Below are 17,665 nucleotides of genomic sequence, written 5' to 3'. Positions count from 1 at the left end.
GGTAGTACACGTCCCCGGTTGCGTCGACGCTTGATGTGAGGCTGTTTCCCATGTTCGATCCGGTCATAGCGCCCAGCGGTACGCTGCTCGGCCTGCTTCAGCGGGGCCGCGGCGACGGCACGCTGCACGCGCTCACTGCCCCGCGCCACGAGGCGCTGGCGGCGTTGAACCATTGCGTGCTGCGCGATCCCCGCCACGACTGGCAGGTGGAGAACCGCTCCCTCTACTACGCCCGCCTCTACCTCGACCTGAACGGCGAGCTGGACGAGGTCGAGGCCCATCTCTTCGGCGCCGAGGACGTCCTCGACAGCGACGAGTCACGCACCGGGCTCGCCCTGGCCGTCCTCGGGCACCTCGCCTCCTACGGCAGGCGGGACGCGCTCGAACTGCTGCGCAGGTACGCCGCCCACGGCTCCAACTGGGCCTGGGCCCTCGACGAGCTGGCCCTCAGGGACGACGACGCGGGCCTGCGGGCCCTCGCCGCTCCCGTCCTCGCCCGGTTCCCGGCCGATCCTGAGGGCGATGCGGAGCTGGCCGCCACCGTGCGGGACGCCTTCGAGCCCCGGCCCTGGCGCCTGTGGGCGGAGGACCCGCGCGAATCCGTCGCCACCCGTGTGCGTGCCGCTCACGAGACGGGCTCCTTCGACCGCTGGCAGCGGCAGATGCGGCCCTCGGGCCCCCGCCCGGGCTGGAGCGTGCAGGCCGTTTTCGAATGGGCCCAGCAGGGCATCGAGCGGGGAGCCGCCCTCCATGTGCCGGCCGCCCGCTGTCTCAGCGCCGTGGCCGGGCCCGAGGACCGGGCCGAGATCGTCCGGGCGGCCGAGGGCGGCACCGACGGAGCCCGGTGCACGGCCCTCAGGTACCTCGCCGACGGCGACGATCCCGACGCCCTCGATCTGATCGAGGGCGCCGTGGCCACCGGCTCGACGCTCGTCGTGGACGCGGCCGTCGACGCCTTCGAACGGATGCGCTCGCCGGCCGCCGTGGACCGGGCGCGCGGCTGGGCCCGGCGCCCCGACGTGCTGGGCGCCGCCGCCGGACGGGTCCTCGCCTGCCGGGGCGGGGTCCAGGACCGGGATCCGGTCCTCGCGGCGCTGCGCGAGGCCGTCCGGGGCGAAGGCCCCGACGCGCCGACCCTGTGGACCCTCGTGGACGGCGCCGGACGGCTCGGCATCGCCTGCGCCGCCCCCGTACTGCGCCACGTCTACCGCGAGACGGCCTCCTCCCATCTGCGTGGCCGGGCCGCCCGGGCCCTCGCCGCCACCGACCCCTCCTTCGCCACCGGCTTCGCCGTCGAGTGCCTGTGGGACTGCGAGGAGACCACCCGGGAGATCGCCGCCCGGCACGCCGAGACCGGGGACACCCGCGTCGTCGAGCGACTGCGCCGGCTCGCCGCCGACCCGGCCGAGGAGGCCGAGGTGCAGACGGCCGTACGCAGCAGGATCGGTCCCGGGGAGACCGCGGTGTAACCGCTGGACGCCCCCCTCTCGACGGAATGCCGGGGCGGATTCACGCGTCCAGGGTGAACGGTGGACGACCCGCGGGTCAGGAGGACATGGACGCCGCCTGACCTGCGCGGATGGGCCTCAGAACGCTCATGGGACGTTCCCCGCCCGGAAAGATCCACGTTGACGCGGCCACGTCCGGCACGGCGACAACACCGGTATGCGTGTCGTCATAGTGTCCGAATCCTTTCCCCCCGATGTGAACGGTGTGGCCCACTGCGCGCTCCAGACCGCCCGGCACCTCGTCGATCGCGGTCACGCCCCCGTCGTCGTCGCCCCGGCCCCCGCGCCGGGGAACAAGCCCGACGCCTTCGCGCCGTGCCCCGTCGTCCACGTCCCCTCCCTCCCGCTCCCCGGCTACCCCCAGGTCCGCGTCGCCCTCCCCAGCCGCCGCCTGGCCGCCACCCTCGTCGAGCACCGTGCCGATGTGGTCCACCTCGCCAGTCCCTTCGTGCTCGGCGTGCGGGGCATGGCCGCCGCCGCACGCCTCGGCATCCCCGCCGTCGCCGTCTACCAGACCGACCTGGCCGGATACGCCCGTACGTACATGGGCGCCGGGGAATCCGCCGCCTGGCGGCGCATCCGTGCCGTGCACGGCGCCGCCGACCTCACCCTCGCGCCCTCCAGCTCGGCCCTGCACGACCTGGAGAGCCACGGGGTGCCCCGGGTCCGGCTGTGGCCGCGCGGCGTGGACACCGAGCGGTTCCGGCCGGAGAGGCGCGACGAGGCCCTGCGCCGCGCACTCGCCCCGAACGGCGAGCTGATCGTCGGCTATGTCGGCAGACTCGCACCCGAGAAGCAGGTCGAACTCCTCGCCGGTGCCTGCGGCCTGCAGGGTGTCCGGGTCGTGGTCGTCGGCGACGGCCCCAGCCGGCCGGGTCTGGAGCAGGCGCTGCCCGGCGCCGTCTTCCTCGGCCGGCGCACCGGTGACGACCTCGCCCGGGTCTTCGCCTCGTTCGACGTCTTCGCGCACACGGGCCCCTTCGAGACCTTCTGCCAGACGGTCCAGGAGGCCATGGCCAGCGGCCTGCCCGTGGTGGCGCCCGCCGCGGGCGGCCCGCTCGACCTGGTCGCGCACGGGCACACCGGGCTGCTGGTCCCGCCCGGGGACGCGACCGCCGTCCGTGACGCGGTACGGTCCCTGGCCGCCGACGCCGCGCTGCGGGCCGCCTACGGCACCGCCGGGCGCGCCACCGTCGAGGGCCGCACCTGGGCGGCCGTGGGCGACCAGCTGATAGGGCACTACGCGCAGGTGCTCGCCGGACGCCGGACGGCGGTGGCGGCATGAACGGCACCCGTACCTTCGGTGGCGGCATGGGCGGCTCCTGTTCCGGCGGTGGCGGCATGGGCGGCTCTTACGGCGGTGGCGGCATGAGCGGCTCCCGTTCCGGCGGTGACCGCCGGTCGCTGCGGATCGTCCGGCTCGCCAACTTCGTCGCCCCCTCGTCCGGGGGACTGCGCACCGCGCTGCGCGAGCTCGGCAAGGGCTTCAAGGCGGCTGGGCACGACCCCGTCCTCGTGGTCCCCGGTGAGCGGATGAGCGACCGCGAGACCGAGCAGGGGCGGGTGATCACGCTCCCCGGGCCGCTGCTGCCCGGCACCGGCGGATACCGCGTCCTCACCGACAGGCGACGGGTGGCCCGGCTCCTGGAGGAGCTCGCACCGGACCGGCTGGAGGTGTCCGACCGGACGACCCTGCGCTGGACCGGCAGGTGGGCCCGGCGCGCCCGGGTCCCGGCCGTGATGGTCTCCCACGAGTCGGCCGACGGGGTGCTGCGCACCTGGGGTCTGCCCGAAGGGGCCGCCCGGCGTGCCGCCGACGCCCTCAACGTCCGCACGGCGCACACCTACGCGCGCGTGGTGTGCACCACCGAGTTCGCCGAGCGGGAGTTCGTGCGGATCGGGGTCCGCAACGTCGTCCGGGCACCGCTCGGCGTCGACCTGGTCCAGCGGCACCCGGCGCTGCGCGACCCGGAGGTGCGGGCCCGGCACGCGCACGAGGACGAGACGCTGCTCGTGATGTGCTCGCGGCTGTCCGTGGAGAAGCGGCCCGGCACCGCGCTGGACACCTTGCAGACGCTGCGGCGGCGCGGGCGCCGTGCCGTGCTGGTGGTGGCCGGGGACGGCCCACTGCGCACCCGGCTCGAACAGCGGGCACGTGAGAGCGGTCTGCCGGTCACCTTCCTCGGGCACGTCTGCGACCACCGGCTGCTCGGCGCACTCCAGGCGTCCGCCGACGTGGTGCTGGCACCGGGGCCCGCCGAGACCTTCGGGCTGGCCGCGCTGGAGGCCATGGCCTGCGGCACGCCCGTGGTGGCGAGCGCCTCGTCCGCGCTGTCCGAGGTGATCGGCTCCGCCGGGGCTGTCGCCGCCGACCACGGCGGCGCCTTCGCGGACGCCGTGGACCTGCTGCTGGAAGGCCGGGAGGCGGACCGGCGCGAGGCGGCACGCGCGCGTGCGGAGTGCTTCGGGTGGGACGCGGCGGTCGACGCGTTCCTCGCCGCGCACGACGCGGCCGTCCCGGTGCGTCCGGCCCGGCCGTTCGCGCCCGGGGGCGTGGCGTGAGACCCCCGCGGCGCGAGGGGACGATGAGGTTCGTGGCCCTCGGGGACTCACTCACGGAAGGCGTGGGGGATCCCGCCGGTGACGGGGCGTGGCGTGGCTGGGCCGCGCTGCTCGCGGAAGGGCTCGGCGGGCAGCGGGCCGTGTTCACCAACCTCGCGGTGAGCGGGTCACAGACCCGGGACGTCCTGGAGCGGCAACTGCCGGCCGCGCTGGAGCTGCGGCCGGACCTGGTGTCCGTCGTCGTCGGCGTCAACGACACCCTGCGCTGCACCTTCGACATCGGGGCCGTGGCGGCGCGGCTCGACCGGGTGTACGCGGCCTGCAGCGGGCGGGGCGCTGTCCTGCTCACCGCCTGCCTGCCCGACCCGGGCACCATGCTCGGCCTGCCCGGCGCCCTCGCCCGGCCACTGGCCCGGCGGCAACGGGCCGTGAACGCGGTGGTGCACGCCCTGTCCCAGCGGTACGGGGCGCTGCACCTGCACGCGTGCGAGGGCGACTGGGTCACCGACCGTGCCCTGTGGAGCGCGGACCGGCTGCACCCGGGCGAACGCGGGCATCGGCAACTCGCCCTGCGCTTCCACGCGCTGCTCGCCGAGCGAGGTCTCGCCACGGGCTCCGCGCCCTCGGCCGAGCCCGAGTTCGCCGCCCCGACCAGGGCGGCGAGCCTGTGGTGGCTGGCCACGGCCGGTACCGGCTGGGTGGCCCGCCGGTGCACCGATCTGCTGCCTCAGCTTCTGACCCTGGCCGCCGACGAGCTCCGGCACCGCGCCCGGGGGACGAGCGCCAGGCTCGATCTGCGGGCCTCGGCCGCGGTGTCCGCCGCACTGGCGGGCCTGTCGACGGCCCCCGCCGGGCCGGCGGGGGCCGGCCGATCCGTTGACCGGCAGGATGCGACCGCTCGGCTGTGACCGGTCCGGACGGTTCGGCGTCGGTGTACGGCCGGTCAGCCGCGACCGGTCGGAGTTCGGGGGGCGGGGCGCGGCCGGTCAGCTGTGACCGGTTCGGACGGTCCGGCGTCGGTGTGCGGCCGGTCAGCCGCGACCGGCCCTGGGTTCAGCGGCGGCGCACGGGCACGAAGCGGACCGGCGTGCCGGGAACCGTCTGGGCTGCGGCCGGGAGGTCTGCCGTGCGGACCACGGCGATCACCGGATAGCCCCCGGTGGTGGGATGGTCCGCCAGGAACACCACCGGTCTGCCGTCCGGCGGCACCTGCACGGCGCCCAGCACCATGCCCTCGCTGGGCAGTTCGCCAGGCCGGGCCCGCTCCAGGGCGGGTCCCTCCGTGCGCAGCCCGATGCGGTTGCTCGCGGAGGACACCCTGAACGCGCTGGAGGTGAAGGTGCGGACGGCCTGCGGCGTGAACCAGCCGTCGCGCGGGCCGAGCGTCACCCGCAGCACCAGCTCGGCCGGGGGCGCCGGCTGGGGGCCGACGTCCACGCGGGCGGGCGCACCCACCGGCCGGCCCAGGGGCAGTACCGTTCCGTCCGCGAGCGGAGGGGGGCCGAGCCCCGACAGCAGGTCCGTCGACCGGCTGCCCAGCACCGGCTCGACCGCGATGCCCCCGGCGAACCCCACGTACGCGCGCACGCCCGACACCGCGGGCCCGACGTCCAGCAGCGCACCCGCGGGCACCCGCACCGGCGCACCCCAGGCCGCGGGCCGCCCCTCCACCGTGACCCGGCAGGGCGCGCCCGCGACCGCCACGGTGACGGCCGAGCGGGGGCGTACGGCACAGCCGTTGAGAGTCGTCTCCAGCACGGCCCTCCCCGGCGGATTGCCGACGAGCCGGTTGACGAGGTCCGCGGCGGGCCGGTCCAGCGCCCCCGAGCGGGGAACGCCGAGATGGGCATGGCCGGGGCGTCCCGCGTCCTGCACCGTGGTGAGGGCCCCGGCGCGGACGACGGCGAGCGCTCGGTCCGTCATGACCCCGCCCCGGGGGCGAAGGGCACGAACCGCACGCGCGTGCCCGGCGACAGCAGCGCGGCCGGTACGCGCGCGTGGTCCCACAGGACGACGTCCGTCGTGCCGATCAGCTGCCAGCCGCCGGGCGACGAGCGCGGGTAGACGCCCGTGTAGGGGCCCGCCAGCGCGACCGACCCCGCCGGGACGGCCGTGCGTGGGGTGGCCCGGCGGGGGACGTCGTAACGCGGCGGCAGCCCGGTGAGGTAGCCGAAGCCGGGTGCGAAGCCACAGAAGGCGACCCGGAACTCCGTCTCCGCGTGGATGCGGGCGACCTCCCTCTCCGGAACGCCCCAGTGCGCAGCGACGTCGCCCAGGTCCGGGCCGTTGTAGCGCAACGGGATCTCCACGACCGCACCCGCGCGTGGGGGAGCGGACGGCAGCTCCGCCGCGGTCAGTTCGGCGGCCAGCCGGGCGGGGGCGTCGAGGCCGTCGAGGAGGACCGTGCGGGCCGCGGGCACGATCTCGCGGGCGGAGAGAGTTCCCTCCGCGCGGCGCCGCAGCAGCTCCGCGTGCAGGGCCTGGGCCTCGTCGTCCGAGGCGACCTCGACGAGTAGGGCGTCCTCGCCGACGGGCAGCACCTTCATGCGAAGGCCTCCACCCGGACCCCGCAGGCCGCCAGGCGCTCGCGGAGCCGACGCGCCAGGTCCACGGCGCCCGGTGTGTCGCCGTGCAGGCACAGCGAACGCGCGCGCACCTCGATGCGCGTCCCCGAGTGGGAGACGACCTCGCCGGAACGGGCCAGTCCGACGGAGCGTTCCACGACGGCGTCGGGGTCAGTGACCACGGCGCCCTCCTGGGTGCGCGGCACCAGGGTGCCCGCGTCGGTGTAGGCCCGGTCCGCGAACGCCTCGGTGACGACCGGCAGACCGGCCTTCCCGGCGAGCGTCAGCAGGCGCGAGCCGGGCAGTCCGAGCACGGGCAGCGCGGCGTCGACGAGGAGCACGCCGTCGACGACCGCGGCCGCCTGCTCCTCGTCGTGCACAACCCGGTTGTAGAGCGCGCCGTGCGGTTTCACGTAGGCCACGCGAGCGCCCGCCGCCCGCGCGAAGACCTCCAACGCGCCGATCTGGTAGGCCACTTCGGCCGCCAGCTCGGCGGGCGGCACGTCCATCGCGCGCCGCCCGAACCCGGCCAGGTCCCGGTAGGACACCTGGGCGCCGATCCGGACCCCACGCTCGGCTGCCAGCTCGCACACCCGGCGCATCGTGACCGCGTCCCCGGCGTGGAAGCCGCACGCCACGTTGGCGCTGGTGACGACGGACAGTAGCTGTTCGTCGTCGGTGAGCCGCCAGGGGCCGAAGCCCTCGCCGAGGTCGGCGTTCAGGTCGATCGAGGTCATGTGCCGTGTCTCCTGTCAGGCCACGCGGTACTGCTCGTCGCGGGCGTCGGTGAGGAACATCTGCCCGGGGGCGTGTGTGAGGGCGAACGGCGGACGCGACGCCGTCACGGCCACCTGCGGGGTCACTCCACACGCCCAGAAGACCGGGATGTCGTCCGGCTGGGTGTCCACCGGATCCCCGAAGTCGGGGCGGCCCAGGTCGGCGATGCCGAGCCCGGAGGGATCGCCGCAGTGCACGGGGCTGCCGTGCACCGCGGGCATGAGGCTGCTCTCCCGGATCGCCGCCGCCAGATGCCGGGGCGGCACCGGCCTCATCGACACCACCAGCGGCCCGTGCAGCCGCCCCGCCGGACGGCACTGCCGGCTTGTCACGTACATCGGGACGTTGCGGCCCTGCTCGACGTGGCGGATCGGCACGCCGGCCTCTCCCAGCGCCCACTCGAAGGTGAAGCTGCACCCGATGAGGAACGACACCAGGTCCTCCCGCCAGTACGCGCGCACGTCCGTCGGCTCGTCCACCAGCTCGCCGTCCCGCCACACCCGATAGCGCGGCAGGTCGGTGCGCAGGTCCGCGCCGTCGGCCAGCACGGTGCGCCAGGAGCCGGCGTCCGTGACGTCGAGGACCGGGCAGGGCTTGGGGTTGCGCTGGCAGAACAGCAGCATGTCGTAGGCCCAGTCGGCGGGCACCGAGATCAGGTTGACCTGGGTGTGGCCGGCCGAGACCCCCGCCGTGGGGCCCGTGAGGCCCTCCCGGAAACGGGCCCGGGCCGTGGCGGGGCTCCACGCGCGCGCGTGCTCGTCCACGAGGAGCAGCGGGCGGTCCTCCGTGCCGGCGCGGTTCACGCGAGCTCCTTCCCGCGCGTCTCGGGCAGCCCGAGCAGCGCCAGCGCCGCGATGCCGTAGCCGATCGCGCCGAAGACCAGCGCGCCGCCGACCCCCCAGCTGTCGGCCAGGAACCCGACCGTCGTCGGGAACACGGCACCCACCGCGCGGCCGGTGTTGTACGTGAAGCCCTGCCCCGTCCCGCGCACCGCCGTCGGGTACAGCTCGCTCAGGTAGGACCCGAAGCCGCTGAAGATCGCCGACATGCAGAACCCGAGCGGGAATCCGAGCACCAGGAGAAGGGTGTTGGCCCCGCTCGGGATGTTCGCGTAGGCCAGGATGCACAGCGCCGACAGCAGGGCGAAGAGCCAGATGTTGCGCCGCCGGCCCAGCTTGTCGGTGAGGTAGCCGCCGGTCAGGTAGCCGATGAAGGCGCCCGAGATGAGGAACGTCAGATAGCCGCCGGTGCCGACGACCGACAGGTCGCGCTCGGACTTCAGATACGTCGGCACCCAGGTGGCCAGCGTGTAGTAGCCGCCCTGGACACCGGTCGAGAGCAGTCCCGCGAAGAGGGTGATCCGCAGCAGGCCGGGCCTGAAGATCGCCGTGAACGAGCCCTTGTCGGAACTCCGTTCACGCGCCGCGGCTGCCTCGGGGGCGTCGTGCACACTGCGCCGCAGCCAGATGACGAGCAGTGCGGGCAGCGCCCCGGTCCAGAACATGACGCGCCAGGCCAGGTCGTCGCCGGCGACGGAGAAGACCAGGGTGTAGACGATCACCGCCAGGCCCCATCCGACGGCCCAGGAGCTCTGGATCGCGCCCAGCGTGCGCCCCCGGTTCTTGGCACTCGCGTACTCGGCGACCAGGATCGCGCCGACCGCCCACTCGCCGCCGAAGCCGAGGCCTTGGAGCGCGCGGAAGACCAGCAGCGTCTCGTAGTTGGGCGCGAAACCGCAGGCGACGGTGAACACCGCGTAGGTGATCACCGTGACCATCAGGGCCCGCACCCGGCCGACGCGGTCCGCGAGGACGCCCGCGAGGGCGCCGCCGACCGCGGAGACCACCAGTGTGACCGTGGTGAACAGACCGGTCTGACCGCTGTTCAGACCGAAGTAGGCGGACAGCGCGACCATGCTGAGCGGCAGCGTGAAGTAGTCGTACGAGTCCAGGGCATAGCCGCCGAAGGCACCGGCGAAGGCGCGGCGGCCGCGCGGGCCGAGGGCGCGCAGCCAGCCCAACGCCCCGTCGTCCTGGGTGTTTTCGGTGGTCGCGGGGCGTGTGTCGTCGGTCAGGGCCTCACGGGGAGGGGTCGTGCTCATGGGCACCTCGCAGAGGGAGGACGGAGGGTGCTTCGGAGTGAGCCGTGCCGTACGGAGGCGGTCGGGACCGTGGTGGGAAACGGCCCGCCGCGGCGACGCTGTGTGTAGCACCGTAGAGGATTGTTCAACGATCCCTCAATACCCATGTTGGTTCGTTCTTGTGATCTGCGATTGAATTCCGGCATGGCAGAGCAGCTGAAGGACCTCGCCGACGACCGGGCCCTCCTCGGGCGCACCAGCACCGCGGAAAGGGTCTCGGACATCCTCAGGAGCCGGATCGCCGAGGGCTACTTCCCGCCCGGCACCCGCCTGTCGGAGGACAGCATCGGCGGCGCGCTCGGCGTCTCACGCAACACGCTGCGCGAGGCGTTCCGCCTGCTCACGCACGAGCGCCTGCTCGTCCACGAACTGAACCGGGGCGTCTTCGTCCGGGTCCTGACCGTGGAGGACGTCGAGGACATCTACCGCACCCGGCGGCTCGTCGAGTGCGCCGTCGTTCGGGGCCTCGGCGAGCCGCCGTACGGCCTGGAGGGGCTCGCCGGGGCGGTCGCGCAAGGGCGGGCGGCGGCCCGGGAAGGTGACTGGAAAGCGGTGGGTACCGCGAACATCCACTTCCACCGGGAGCTGGTCGCCCTCGCCGCGAGCGAGCGCACCGCCGAGCTGATGCGCAGCGTCTTCGCCGAACTGCGGCTGGCCTTCCACGTGGTGGACGAACCACAGCGACTACACGAACCGTATATCGCACGAAATGTCGGAATTCTGGAGGCGCTTCAGGGTGGCGACCGCGAGGAGGCCGAGCGCCTGCTAGCCGGATACCTGGACGACTCCCTGGAGCGCGTGGTCGAGGTGTACCGGCGGCGGGTCGGCGAGGACGGCTGAGGGCCCCGGCCCGAGGGGCGCACCGCGTCGTTTGGGAGGTTGTCAGACCCAGGACCTAGTCTGTGCACCGTGACTTCGCCTGCATCGACGGACAGCGTTCCGCCCCAGCTCAGCGCGGGGCCGCGCCCCGCCCCGGGGCCGGCCGCCGACGAGGGCCTGGCGCGGCGCCTGCGCGCGCTCGCCTGCACCGCGCCGCTGCACGACCTGGACGCGCGCAAGGCCAACCTGGCCGGCGAGTACTCGGTGTACGGCATGGCGGAGGTCGCCCTCGCGGCCATCGACCTGGTCACCCTCAACATGGACTTCGACACCGGCGCGGACCACGACCAGATCGTCGCCCGCCTCATTCCGCGCATCGCCGCCCAGGCCGCACAGCGCCCCGCCGCCGAGCACGAGCGGGTGGCCCGCTGGGTCCTGGAGAACCTGATCAACGTCGGCAGCGTCGACCGCGGATTCCGCGCCGTGTACGGCACGTTCGGCGCGGACGGCACCTATGTGCGCCGCGACTACGACTTCAAGCTGATCGAGGAGGTCCCCGGCCCCGGCGGCACGGTCTACCTCCGCACGACGGACGAGGCGGTCAACGTCCTCGTCGGCGCCCTCGACACGGACGTCACCAGCGCGCAGATCGCCGCCGAGGTCAAGCTGGAGATCCTGATCAGCCGCGGCCGGCTCGCCGACGCCCAGCTCGCCGCCGAACAGGCCCGCTACCGGACCGTGCAGTACTCCGAGACCCTGCGCCGCGCCCTGGAGGCGACCCGGCGCAACGTGCGCGCGGTGGACTGGCTCTCCGCCGTGCCCGACATGATCGCCGAGGCCCTGGAGCACGTCGCCGACCGCTACCGCCACGAGAACGCGATCCTCACCAACATCCGCAAGGCCCGTGACGAGTCCGAGGACCCCGAGCACAAGCGCCGCACCGCCGAGCTCGTCGACATCGTCAAGGACTGCATCCGCCGACACACCCAGCTGCAGTCCCGGCTGCTGGAGGCCGGACCGCTGTTCCGCGCCGAACAGGACCGGCAGGCCTTCGCCACCCCCCTGACGACCTCGGGCATAGACCTCTACGGGCACCTCGTCTCGCCCGTGCTGCCCCTGCCGCTGGAGCAGGCCGTCCGCGTCACCGACGCCTTCTTCGGCCGCGGCACCGGGCTGCGCACGCCCGTGTCCGTCCGGGTCGGGGACCTGGTCGACCTGCTGCTGACGCCGCCGGTGGAGCGCGAGCACCTGGGCGCCGAGATGCCGGAGCCCGACCTGATCGCCACGCCCGACGACAGCCGGTTCACCGAGGAACAGCTGGCGGCGGCGCAGGAGCTGCTCGACCTGCCCGCGGACGCGCCGCGCCGGCTGTCGGGGCTGCTGGCCGACGCCCGGCGGCAGGACCCCGAGCTGCCGTACCTGGTGGCTCTGCTGGCGGTGCACGCCGCCAGCCCGCCGGTCGGCACGGCCTACCGCCAGGGCGAGCAGAAGCTGCTGTTCGCCGTGGACGACGGGACCGAGCTCGACGACCCGGAGTTCGGCGGGGCCGACCTCATCGTCGGGACGGCACTGCTGGACGCGGCGGGGATGGCTGCGGACAGGACGGAGGCCGCGTGATGCCTCCACCGTTGGCCGGCCGCGGCGCCGCCGTGGCCGGTCGCGCACTCTCCCGCGCCCCTGAGGGCGTTGTCCGCAATCTCGTCTACAAGGTCAAGGAGTTCACGTCGTGAGCGAGCACGTCGAGTGGGGCGACGCGGAGAGCCCGGCCCCGGCGGCCACCGCCGCCGTCACTCCCGCCGACGCCGCCGACGCGGCCCGGCTCGTGTCGTTCGGGCTGCAGCCCAAGCTGCAGCCCGCCCGCGACCAGGAGTACGCGGACCTGCTGCGGCGCTACCGCGAGGACCCGCCCTTCGCGCGGCTCGCGGACGCCGTGGCCACCGGCCTGGGGCTGATCGTGCTGGAGGTCTCCCCCCGCGCGGGCATGGCCGTCACCGCCGCCGAGGACTCGGTGTTCGCCGTCCGCATGGGCGACTACGCGCGTCGTACGTCCGCCGACGGCGGCGACCGGTTCCTGCACGGGCTCGCCCATCTCGCCGTCGCCGCCATGGCGTACCCGCGCCCCGAGGACCTCGCCGACGACGGCTACATCGGCCGGATCACGGTCAACGGCGTCGACGCCTTCGTCCGCCAGGCCTGCCGCCGGCTGGAGGAACGCGCCGAGGAGCAGGGCGAGAACACCGACCCGGCGACCGACGCGCCCGGCCTGGAGGCCGCCTGGCGGATCTGGGTCCGGCGCAGTGCGACCGGCGCAACGAAGGACGCCCGTCGCCTCGCCGGTTCGACCACCGGCATCGTCGCCAAGGCCGCCGCCTTCCTCACCGAATCCGGCTTCCTGCAGCGCACCGGCGACGACCACGGCGGCACGTACCGCACGACCGCCCGCTACCAGCTCCAGGTCCGCGACATGGCCGGCAGCGCCGCCCTGGCCGAACTGCTGGACCTGGGCGTCGTCCCGGTCACCGACGGCACGCCCACGCTCCTGCCCGCCGAGGAGGGCGACGACCTGGAGCTGGTCGCCGACGCCGGGCTGCCGTTCCACTCTTCCTGAACCCCCCACCTCACGAAGACTTACGAGAGTCCGCCATGTACGAGCTGTCCCGGGTCCGCCTCTACTCGATCGGACCCGCCGGTGCACGCTACGCCGACACCGTGCTTGACCTGCGCGGTGTGGGCGAGATCGTGCCCGACCCCGCGCCCGCCCAGGCGGAGTTCTTCGAGGAGGAGCCGGCCGGCCCGCCGCGCCGGCCCGCGCCCGCGGGCGTGCTCTTCCTGGAGAACGGCGGCGGCAAGTCGGTACTGCTCAAGCTGATCTTCTCCGTGATGCTGCCGGGCCACCGCAACACCCTCGGCGGCGCCAGCTCCGGCGTACTGCGCAAGTTCCTGCTCGCCGACGACTGCGGACACGTCGCGCTGGAGTGGCAGCACGTGCTGACCGGCGAGTGCGTCGTCGTCGGCAAGGTCAGCGAGTGGCGCGGGCGGCAGGTCTCCAACGACCCGCGGAAGTTCGCCGAGGCCTGGTACTCCTTCCGGCCCGGCCCCGGACTGAGCCTGGACAGCCTCCCCGTGGCGGAGGCCACCGTCGTACGGGCCCCGGCCGAGGGCCAGTCCGGTGCCCGCGGGCGGCGGCGCACCATGAAGGGCTTCCGCGACGCCCTCACGGAGTCGGGCAGGAACTATCCCCACCTCGAGGTGCACTGGGAGGAGACCCACGACCGCTGGATCGAGCACCTCGGCGACCTCGGCCTCGACCCCGAACTCTTCCGCTACCAGCGCGAGATGAACGCCGACGAAGGCGAGGCGGCCGGTCTCTTCGCCGTCAAGAAGGACGCCGACTTCACCGACCTGCTGCTGCGCGCCGTCACCGACACCCGCGACACCGACGGGCTCGCCGACCTGGTCAGCGGCTTCGGCAACAAGCTGGGCCGACGCGCCGAGCTGATCGCCGAACGCGACTTCACCGCCGGTTCCGTCGATCTCCTCGGACGGATCGTCGAGGCCGCCGAGGCCCGCTCACGCGCCCGTGACATCCACACCGCGGCCGAGCGCCGGACCCGGACCCTGGCCCGCCGGCTGTCCGCACGCGGCGTGCGGGAGCGGGTCCGGGCCGCCGACCTGGCCCAGCGGGTCACCGCCGCCGCGTACGCCGTCACCCACGCCGAGGCGGCCCGCGAGCGCAGCGCGCTGATCTCCGCCGAACTCGCCTACCGGCACGCCTCCCTGGCGCTGGCCGCGGCCGAGAAGTCCGCCGCCGCGCAGAAGCGCGAGCTCGCCGACGCCCGCACCCTGTACTCGGCCTGGCAGGCCGCCGAGGCCGTGCTGCGCCACCGCGCCGCCTCCGACCGCGTCACCCGCGTCTCCGCCGCGATCCAGGAGGCCGAGCGGGACGCCGCCCCCGCCCTGGCCGCCCGCTCCAAGGCCGCCGTCGACCTCGTACGGGCCCTGCACGCCGCCGCGGAGAAGGCGGAGAGCCACGCCAACGAGGAGGAGGAGCGCTCCGCCGCCCTCCAGGAGGTCAGCGACGCGGCCTACCGGGACTCCACCGCCGCCGCCACTCAGGCTCAGCGCGCCCGCAGCGAGATCGGGCACCTCAAGCAGCGCCTCGCCGAGGTCGAGCAGGAGACCGCCGAGGCGGTGCGCGCCGGGTGGCTCGACGACTCCGCGCCCGACGCCGACCCGGCCCGCGCTGCCCTGGCCGCCAGCGACGCCGAGAAGACCGCCGTCGCCGCCTGGGACGCGGCCCGTGAGGCGTCCCGCCGGGCCACGGAGCAGGCGCGCGAAGCCGCTGCCACCGAGAGCCGCGCGGAACTCACCGCGGCCCGAGCCGCCGACGCGGCCACGGCGGCGGAGCGGTCGTACGAGGCCGAGCGCCGCACCGCCGAGGCGCTCGCCGGGGAGGAGCGGCTGGCGGAACTGCTCAGCCTCACCCCGCAGACCCGCCCGGGCATCCCGCAGCCACGGCACGGCACGGACGGCGACCCGGCCCCGCAGCCGGCCGCCGGCGAGCAGGGGCTCACCGCGGAGGAACTCGACCGCTTCGCCGACGACCTGCGCGACCTGCTCGACGACGCCGTCGTCTCCGCCGAGCGGCAGCTGTTCGAGCTGCGTACGGCCGCCGCCGACGACTCCCGCATCCTCGGCGCGCTCGGCGACGGCGGGCTGCTGCCGCCCGGCCCGGACGTGCTCGCCACGGTCGAGTTCCTCGGGGAGCACGGCATCCCCGCGCTGCCCGGCTGGCGCTATCTCGCCCAGGCCGTCGACCCGGCCGACCACGCCCGCGTGCTGGCCGCCCGGCCCGAACTCGTCGACGGCGTGATCATCACCGACCCGGACTCCCACGCCCGGGCCCGTGAGGCCCTGGGTGACGCGGCTCTGCTGCCCCGCTCCGCCGTGGCGGTCGGCACCGCCGCCGCCCTGCTCGCCCCCACCCCGGCCCCGGACACCGACAGCGGCGACGTCTTCCTCGTGCCGCCGAACCCGGCCATGCACGACGAGCACGCCGCCGATGAGGAACGGCAGGCACTGCGCGCCCGGGCCACCCAGCGGGACGAGGAGATCCGCACCCTCGCCGCCCGGCTCGGCAAGGACCGTGAACTGGCCGCCCGGCTCGCCTCCTGGCGCACCGGCTGCCCCGCCGGCCGGCTGACCGAACTGGCCCGGGCGGCCCGCGACACCCACGAGTTCGCCGGGGAGTCGGAGGCAGAACTGGCCGAGGCCCGGACCCTGCGGGCAGAGGCCGACGAGGTCGCCACCGAGGCCGCGCGCGTCCGCGACGAGCGCCAGGAGGCCGCGCAGAAGGCCCGCCGCTCCGCCGACGCCCTCGCCGGCCTCGCCTTCCGGCTGCGCGAGCGGGCCGGCTGGCAGGTCAAGCTGCGCGAACTGGCCGACGAGGCGGCCGAGTCCGAGGCGAGCGCCCAGGCCTGCCTGGAGCGGGCCCGGGCCGCCGACGAGGACCGGCGTGCCGCACAGCGCGCCGCCGACGACACCCGCCGCACCGCACGCGCGCTGCGCGCCGAGCGCTCCGAGATCGCCGGCGCCCCCGACGACGTACCCGAGGACGAGGACCAGACGCCCAAGGCCTCCCTGCCCGCCCTGCGCGAGGCCTACCGGGCCGCGTCCCAGGTGTACGAGAAGGTCGGCGTCGGTGCCGACCTGCGCGCCGAGCAGGCCCGCGCCGAGAGCGACGAGAGCGCGGCCCGTGCGGAGCTGGACCGGCTGAGCAACAAGGTCCGCACGCGCGCGGAGCAGCTCCTCGAGTCACCCGACGGCTCCGACGGCCCCAGCCGCCAGGCCGCCGCCGCCCGCGCCGAGGAGCTGGTGCAGCTCCTGGAGCCCCGGATGTCGACCGCGAGCGAGCAGCTCGGACGGTTGCGCGGTGAGGCCGAACGGCTCGCCCCCGCCGACGACGGCGAGGCCCACACGGACCTTCCCGAGGACATCCGCCCGCGCGACGCCGAACACGCACAGACCCTGCTGCGCACCGCCACGGCCGAACTCGCCTCCCACACCGAGGCGCTGAACCAGGCACGCGAGGCACACGCCGAACTTCTCGACGCCCACCGCGCCGCCGAGGACGCGGCGAGCGGCTTCGACGAGATCGCCGCCATGCTCCGTGACCTGCTGCGCGAGCACACCGGCGAGGAGGAGCAGGAGGAGACCGAGGCGTACGCAGGCAGCCCGGAGGAGGCCCGGCAGACGGCCGCGGAGGCCCGGCGCTCGCTGCGCGGCTGCGCCGCCGACCTGTCCGCCGCCGAGGCCGCCGTCCGCGAGGCGAGCGACATCCTCGTCCGGCACGCCAACTCCACCCGCTACGAGCAGGTCCGCACCCCGGCCCGCCAGCAGATCCGCGAACTGCCCGCCTCCGCGCTGCCCGAGCACGCCCAGAAGTGGGCGGACGCCTTCGCACCCCGCCTGCGCGTCCTGACCGACGAACTGGAACAGCTGGAGCGCAACCGCGACTCGATCGTGGACCGGCTGCGCGGCCTGGTCGAGTCGGCCCTGGCCACCCTGCGTTCCGCCCAGCGGCTCTCGCGACTGCCGGAGGGCCTGGGCGAGTGGTCCGGGCAGGAGTTCCTGCGCATCCGCTTCGAGGAGCCCGACCAGGCCACCCTCACCGAGCGGCTCGGCGAGGTCATCGACGAGGCGACCCGTGCGGCCGTCAAGAAGAACTCCGACCTGCGCCGCGACGGCATGTCCCTGCTGCTGCGCGGTGTCGCCGCCGCCCTGCAGCCCAAGGGCGTCGCCGTCGAGATCCTCAAGCCGGACGCCGTGCTGCGGGCCGAGCGCGTACCCGTCGGGCAGATGGGCGACGTCTTCTCCGGCGGCCAGCTCCTGACCGCCGCCATCGCCCTCTACTGCACGATGGCCGCGCTGCGCTCCAACGACCGGGGCCGTGACAAGCACCGGCACGCCGGCACCCTCTTCCTCGACAACCCCATCGGCCGCGCCAACGCCACGTACCTGCTGGAACTCCAGCGGGCGGTGTCGGACGCCCTGGGGGTGCAGCTCCTGTACACCACGGGCCTGTTCGACACCACCGCGCTGGCCGAGTTCCCCCTCGTCATCCGCATGCGCAACGACGCCGACCTGAGGGCCGGCCTCAAGTACATCAGCGTCGAGGAACACCTCCGCCCGGGCCTGCCGCAGCAGCCCCAGGCGGGGGAGGCGGTCCACAGCGAGATCACGGCGACCAGGATGTACAAGCGCCCGGCGTCCACGACACCCCAGTGAGGTCGTCC

13 protein-coding genes are annotated in these 17,665 nt (G+C 74.7%); 8 read left to right on the top strand and 5 right to left on the bottom strand.

The genetic code is table 11. From position 1 onward, the window contains the following. The first annotated feature begins 50 nt into the window (after positions 1-50). From AB0F04_RS34725 to AB0F04_RS34710, 4 genes are all read left to right on the top strand, one after another. Positions 51-1,469: a HEAT repeat domain-containing protein gene (locus tag AB0F04_RS34725; protein ID WP_362049403.1), complete on the top strand. Its 1,419-nt coding sequence runs from the start codon at positions 51-53 to the stop codon at positions 1,467-1,469. A gap of 196 nt (positions 1,470-1,665) precedes the next feature. Then, the gene (locus tag AB0F04_RS34720; protein WP_362049400.1) at positions 1,666-2,793 is read left to right on the top strand and encodes a glycosyltransferase family 1 protein; all 1,128 of its coding nucleotides are present in this window, start codon (positions 1,666-1,668) and stop codon (positions 2,791-2,793) included. Between the two features lie 83 nt (positions 2,794-2,876). Continuing rightward, positions 2,877-4,070 (top strand): glycosyltransferase, encoded by a 1,194-nt coding sequence (locus tag AB0F04_RS34715; protein WP_362049561.1) that lies wholly within the window; start codon positions 2,877-2,879, stop codon positions 4,068-4,070. A gap of 23 nt (positions 4,071-4,093) precedes the next feature. Continuing rightward, positions 4,094-4,978 carry an SGNH/GDSL hydrolase family protein gene (locus AB0F04_RS34710; protein WP_362049397.1) on the top strand — a complete coding sequence of 295 codons (885 nt, stop codon included), beginning with the start codon at positions 4,094-4,096 and terminating at the stop codon, positions 4,976-4,978. Between the two features lie 145 nt (positions 4,979-5,123). Here the strand turns inward: AB0F04_RS34710 and AB0F04_RS34705 are convergent, their stop codons facing one another. Genes AB0F04_RS34705 through AB0F04_RS34685 form a run of 5 tightly spaced genes read right to left on the bottom strand, consistent with a single transcriptional unit; the run spans position 5,124 to position 9,512 of the window. Continuing rightward, positions 5,124-5,993 carry a biotin-dependent carboxyltransferase family protein gene (locus tag AB0F04_RS34705; RefSeq protein ID WP_362049394.1) on the bottom strand — a complete coding sequence of 290 codons (870 nt, stop codon included), beginning with the start codon at positions 5,991-5,993 and terminating at the stop codon, positions 5,124-5,126. Further along, on the bottom strand, positions 5,990-6,616 hold the full coding sequence (locus AB0F04_RS34700; RefSeq protein WP_362049391.1) for an allophanate hydrolase subunit 1: 627 nt from the start codon (positions 6,614-6,616) through the stop codon (positions 5,990-5,992). Before AB0F04_RS34700 ends, AB0F04_RS34705 begins: the two co-directional genes overlap by 4 nt. Next, positions 6,613-7,371, bottom strand: a complete 759-nt coding sequence (locus AB0F04_RS34695; RefSeq protein ID WP_362049389.1) for a 5-oxoprolinase subunit PxpA — start codon at positions 7,369-7,371, stop codon at positions 6,613-6,615. Before AB0F04_RS34695 ends, AB0F04_RS34700 begins: the two co-directional genes overlap by 4 nt. 15 nt (positions 7,372-7,386) lie before the next feature. Next, positions 7,387-8,214: a putative hydro-lyase gene (locus AB0F04_RS34690; RefSeq protein WP_362049386.1), complete on the bottom strand. Its 828-nt coding sequence runs from the start codon at positions 8,212-8,214 to the stop codon at positions 7,387-7,389. Continuing rightward, entirely contained in the window at positions 8,211-9,512 is a 1,302-nt protein-coding gene (locus AB0F04_RS34685; protein ID WP_362049383.1) for an MFS transporter, read from the bottom strand. Before AB0F04_RS34685 ends, AB0F04_RS34690 begins: the two co-directional genes overlap by 4 nt. Positions 9,513-9,695: 183 nt before the next feature. Between AB0F04_RS34685 and AB0F04_RS34680 the strand changes: the two genes are divergently transcribed. The 4 genes from AB0F04_RS34680 (at position 9,696) to AB0F04_RS34665 (ending at position 17,657) form a co-directional block, all read left to right on the top strand. Then, the gene (locus AB0F04_RS34680) at positions 9,696-10,391 is read left to right on the top strand and encodes a GntR family transcriptional regulator (protein ID WP_362049380.1); all 696 of its coding nucleotides are present in this window, start codon (positions 9,696-9,698) and stop codon (positions 10,389-10,391) included. 69 nt (positions 10,392-10,460) lie between these two features. Beyond that, entirely contained in the window at positions 10,461-11,987 is a 1,527-nt protein-coding gene (locus tag AB0F04_RS34675) for a hypothetical protein (protein WP_362049377.1), read from the top strand. Between the two features lie 109 nt (positions 11,988-12,096). Further along, a complete protein-coding gene (locus tag AB0F04_RS34670; RefSeq protein WP_362049375.1) occupies positions 12,097-12,978 on the top strand; it encodes a hypothetical protein in 882 nt (293 codons plus the stop codon). Positions 12,979-13,013: 35 nt separating this feature from the next. Beyond that, positions 13,014-17,657 carry a hypothetical protein gene (locus AB0F04_RS34665; protein ID WP_362049372.1) on the top strand — a complete coding sequence of 1,548 codons (4,644 nt, stop codon included), beginning with the start codon at positions 13,014-13,016 and terminating at the stop codon, positions 17,655-17,657. The last annotated feature ends 8 nt before the right edge of the window (positions 17,658-17,665 follow it).

This window comes from Streptomyces sp. NPDC029041 (genome assembly GCF_040637515.1).
In the GTDB taxonomy this organism is placed as follows: Bacteria; Actinomycetota; Actinomycetes; order Streptomycetales; family Streptomycetaceae; genus Streptomyces.
Note: the sequence above shows the minus strand (reverse complement) of the source record. Positions and strands in the feature narration are given on the sequence as shown.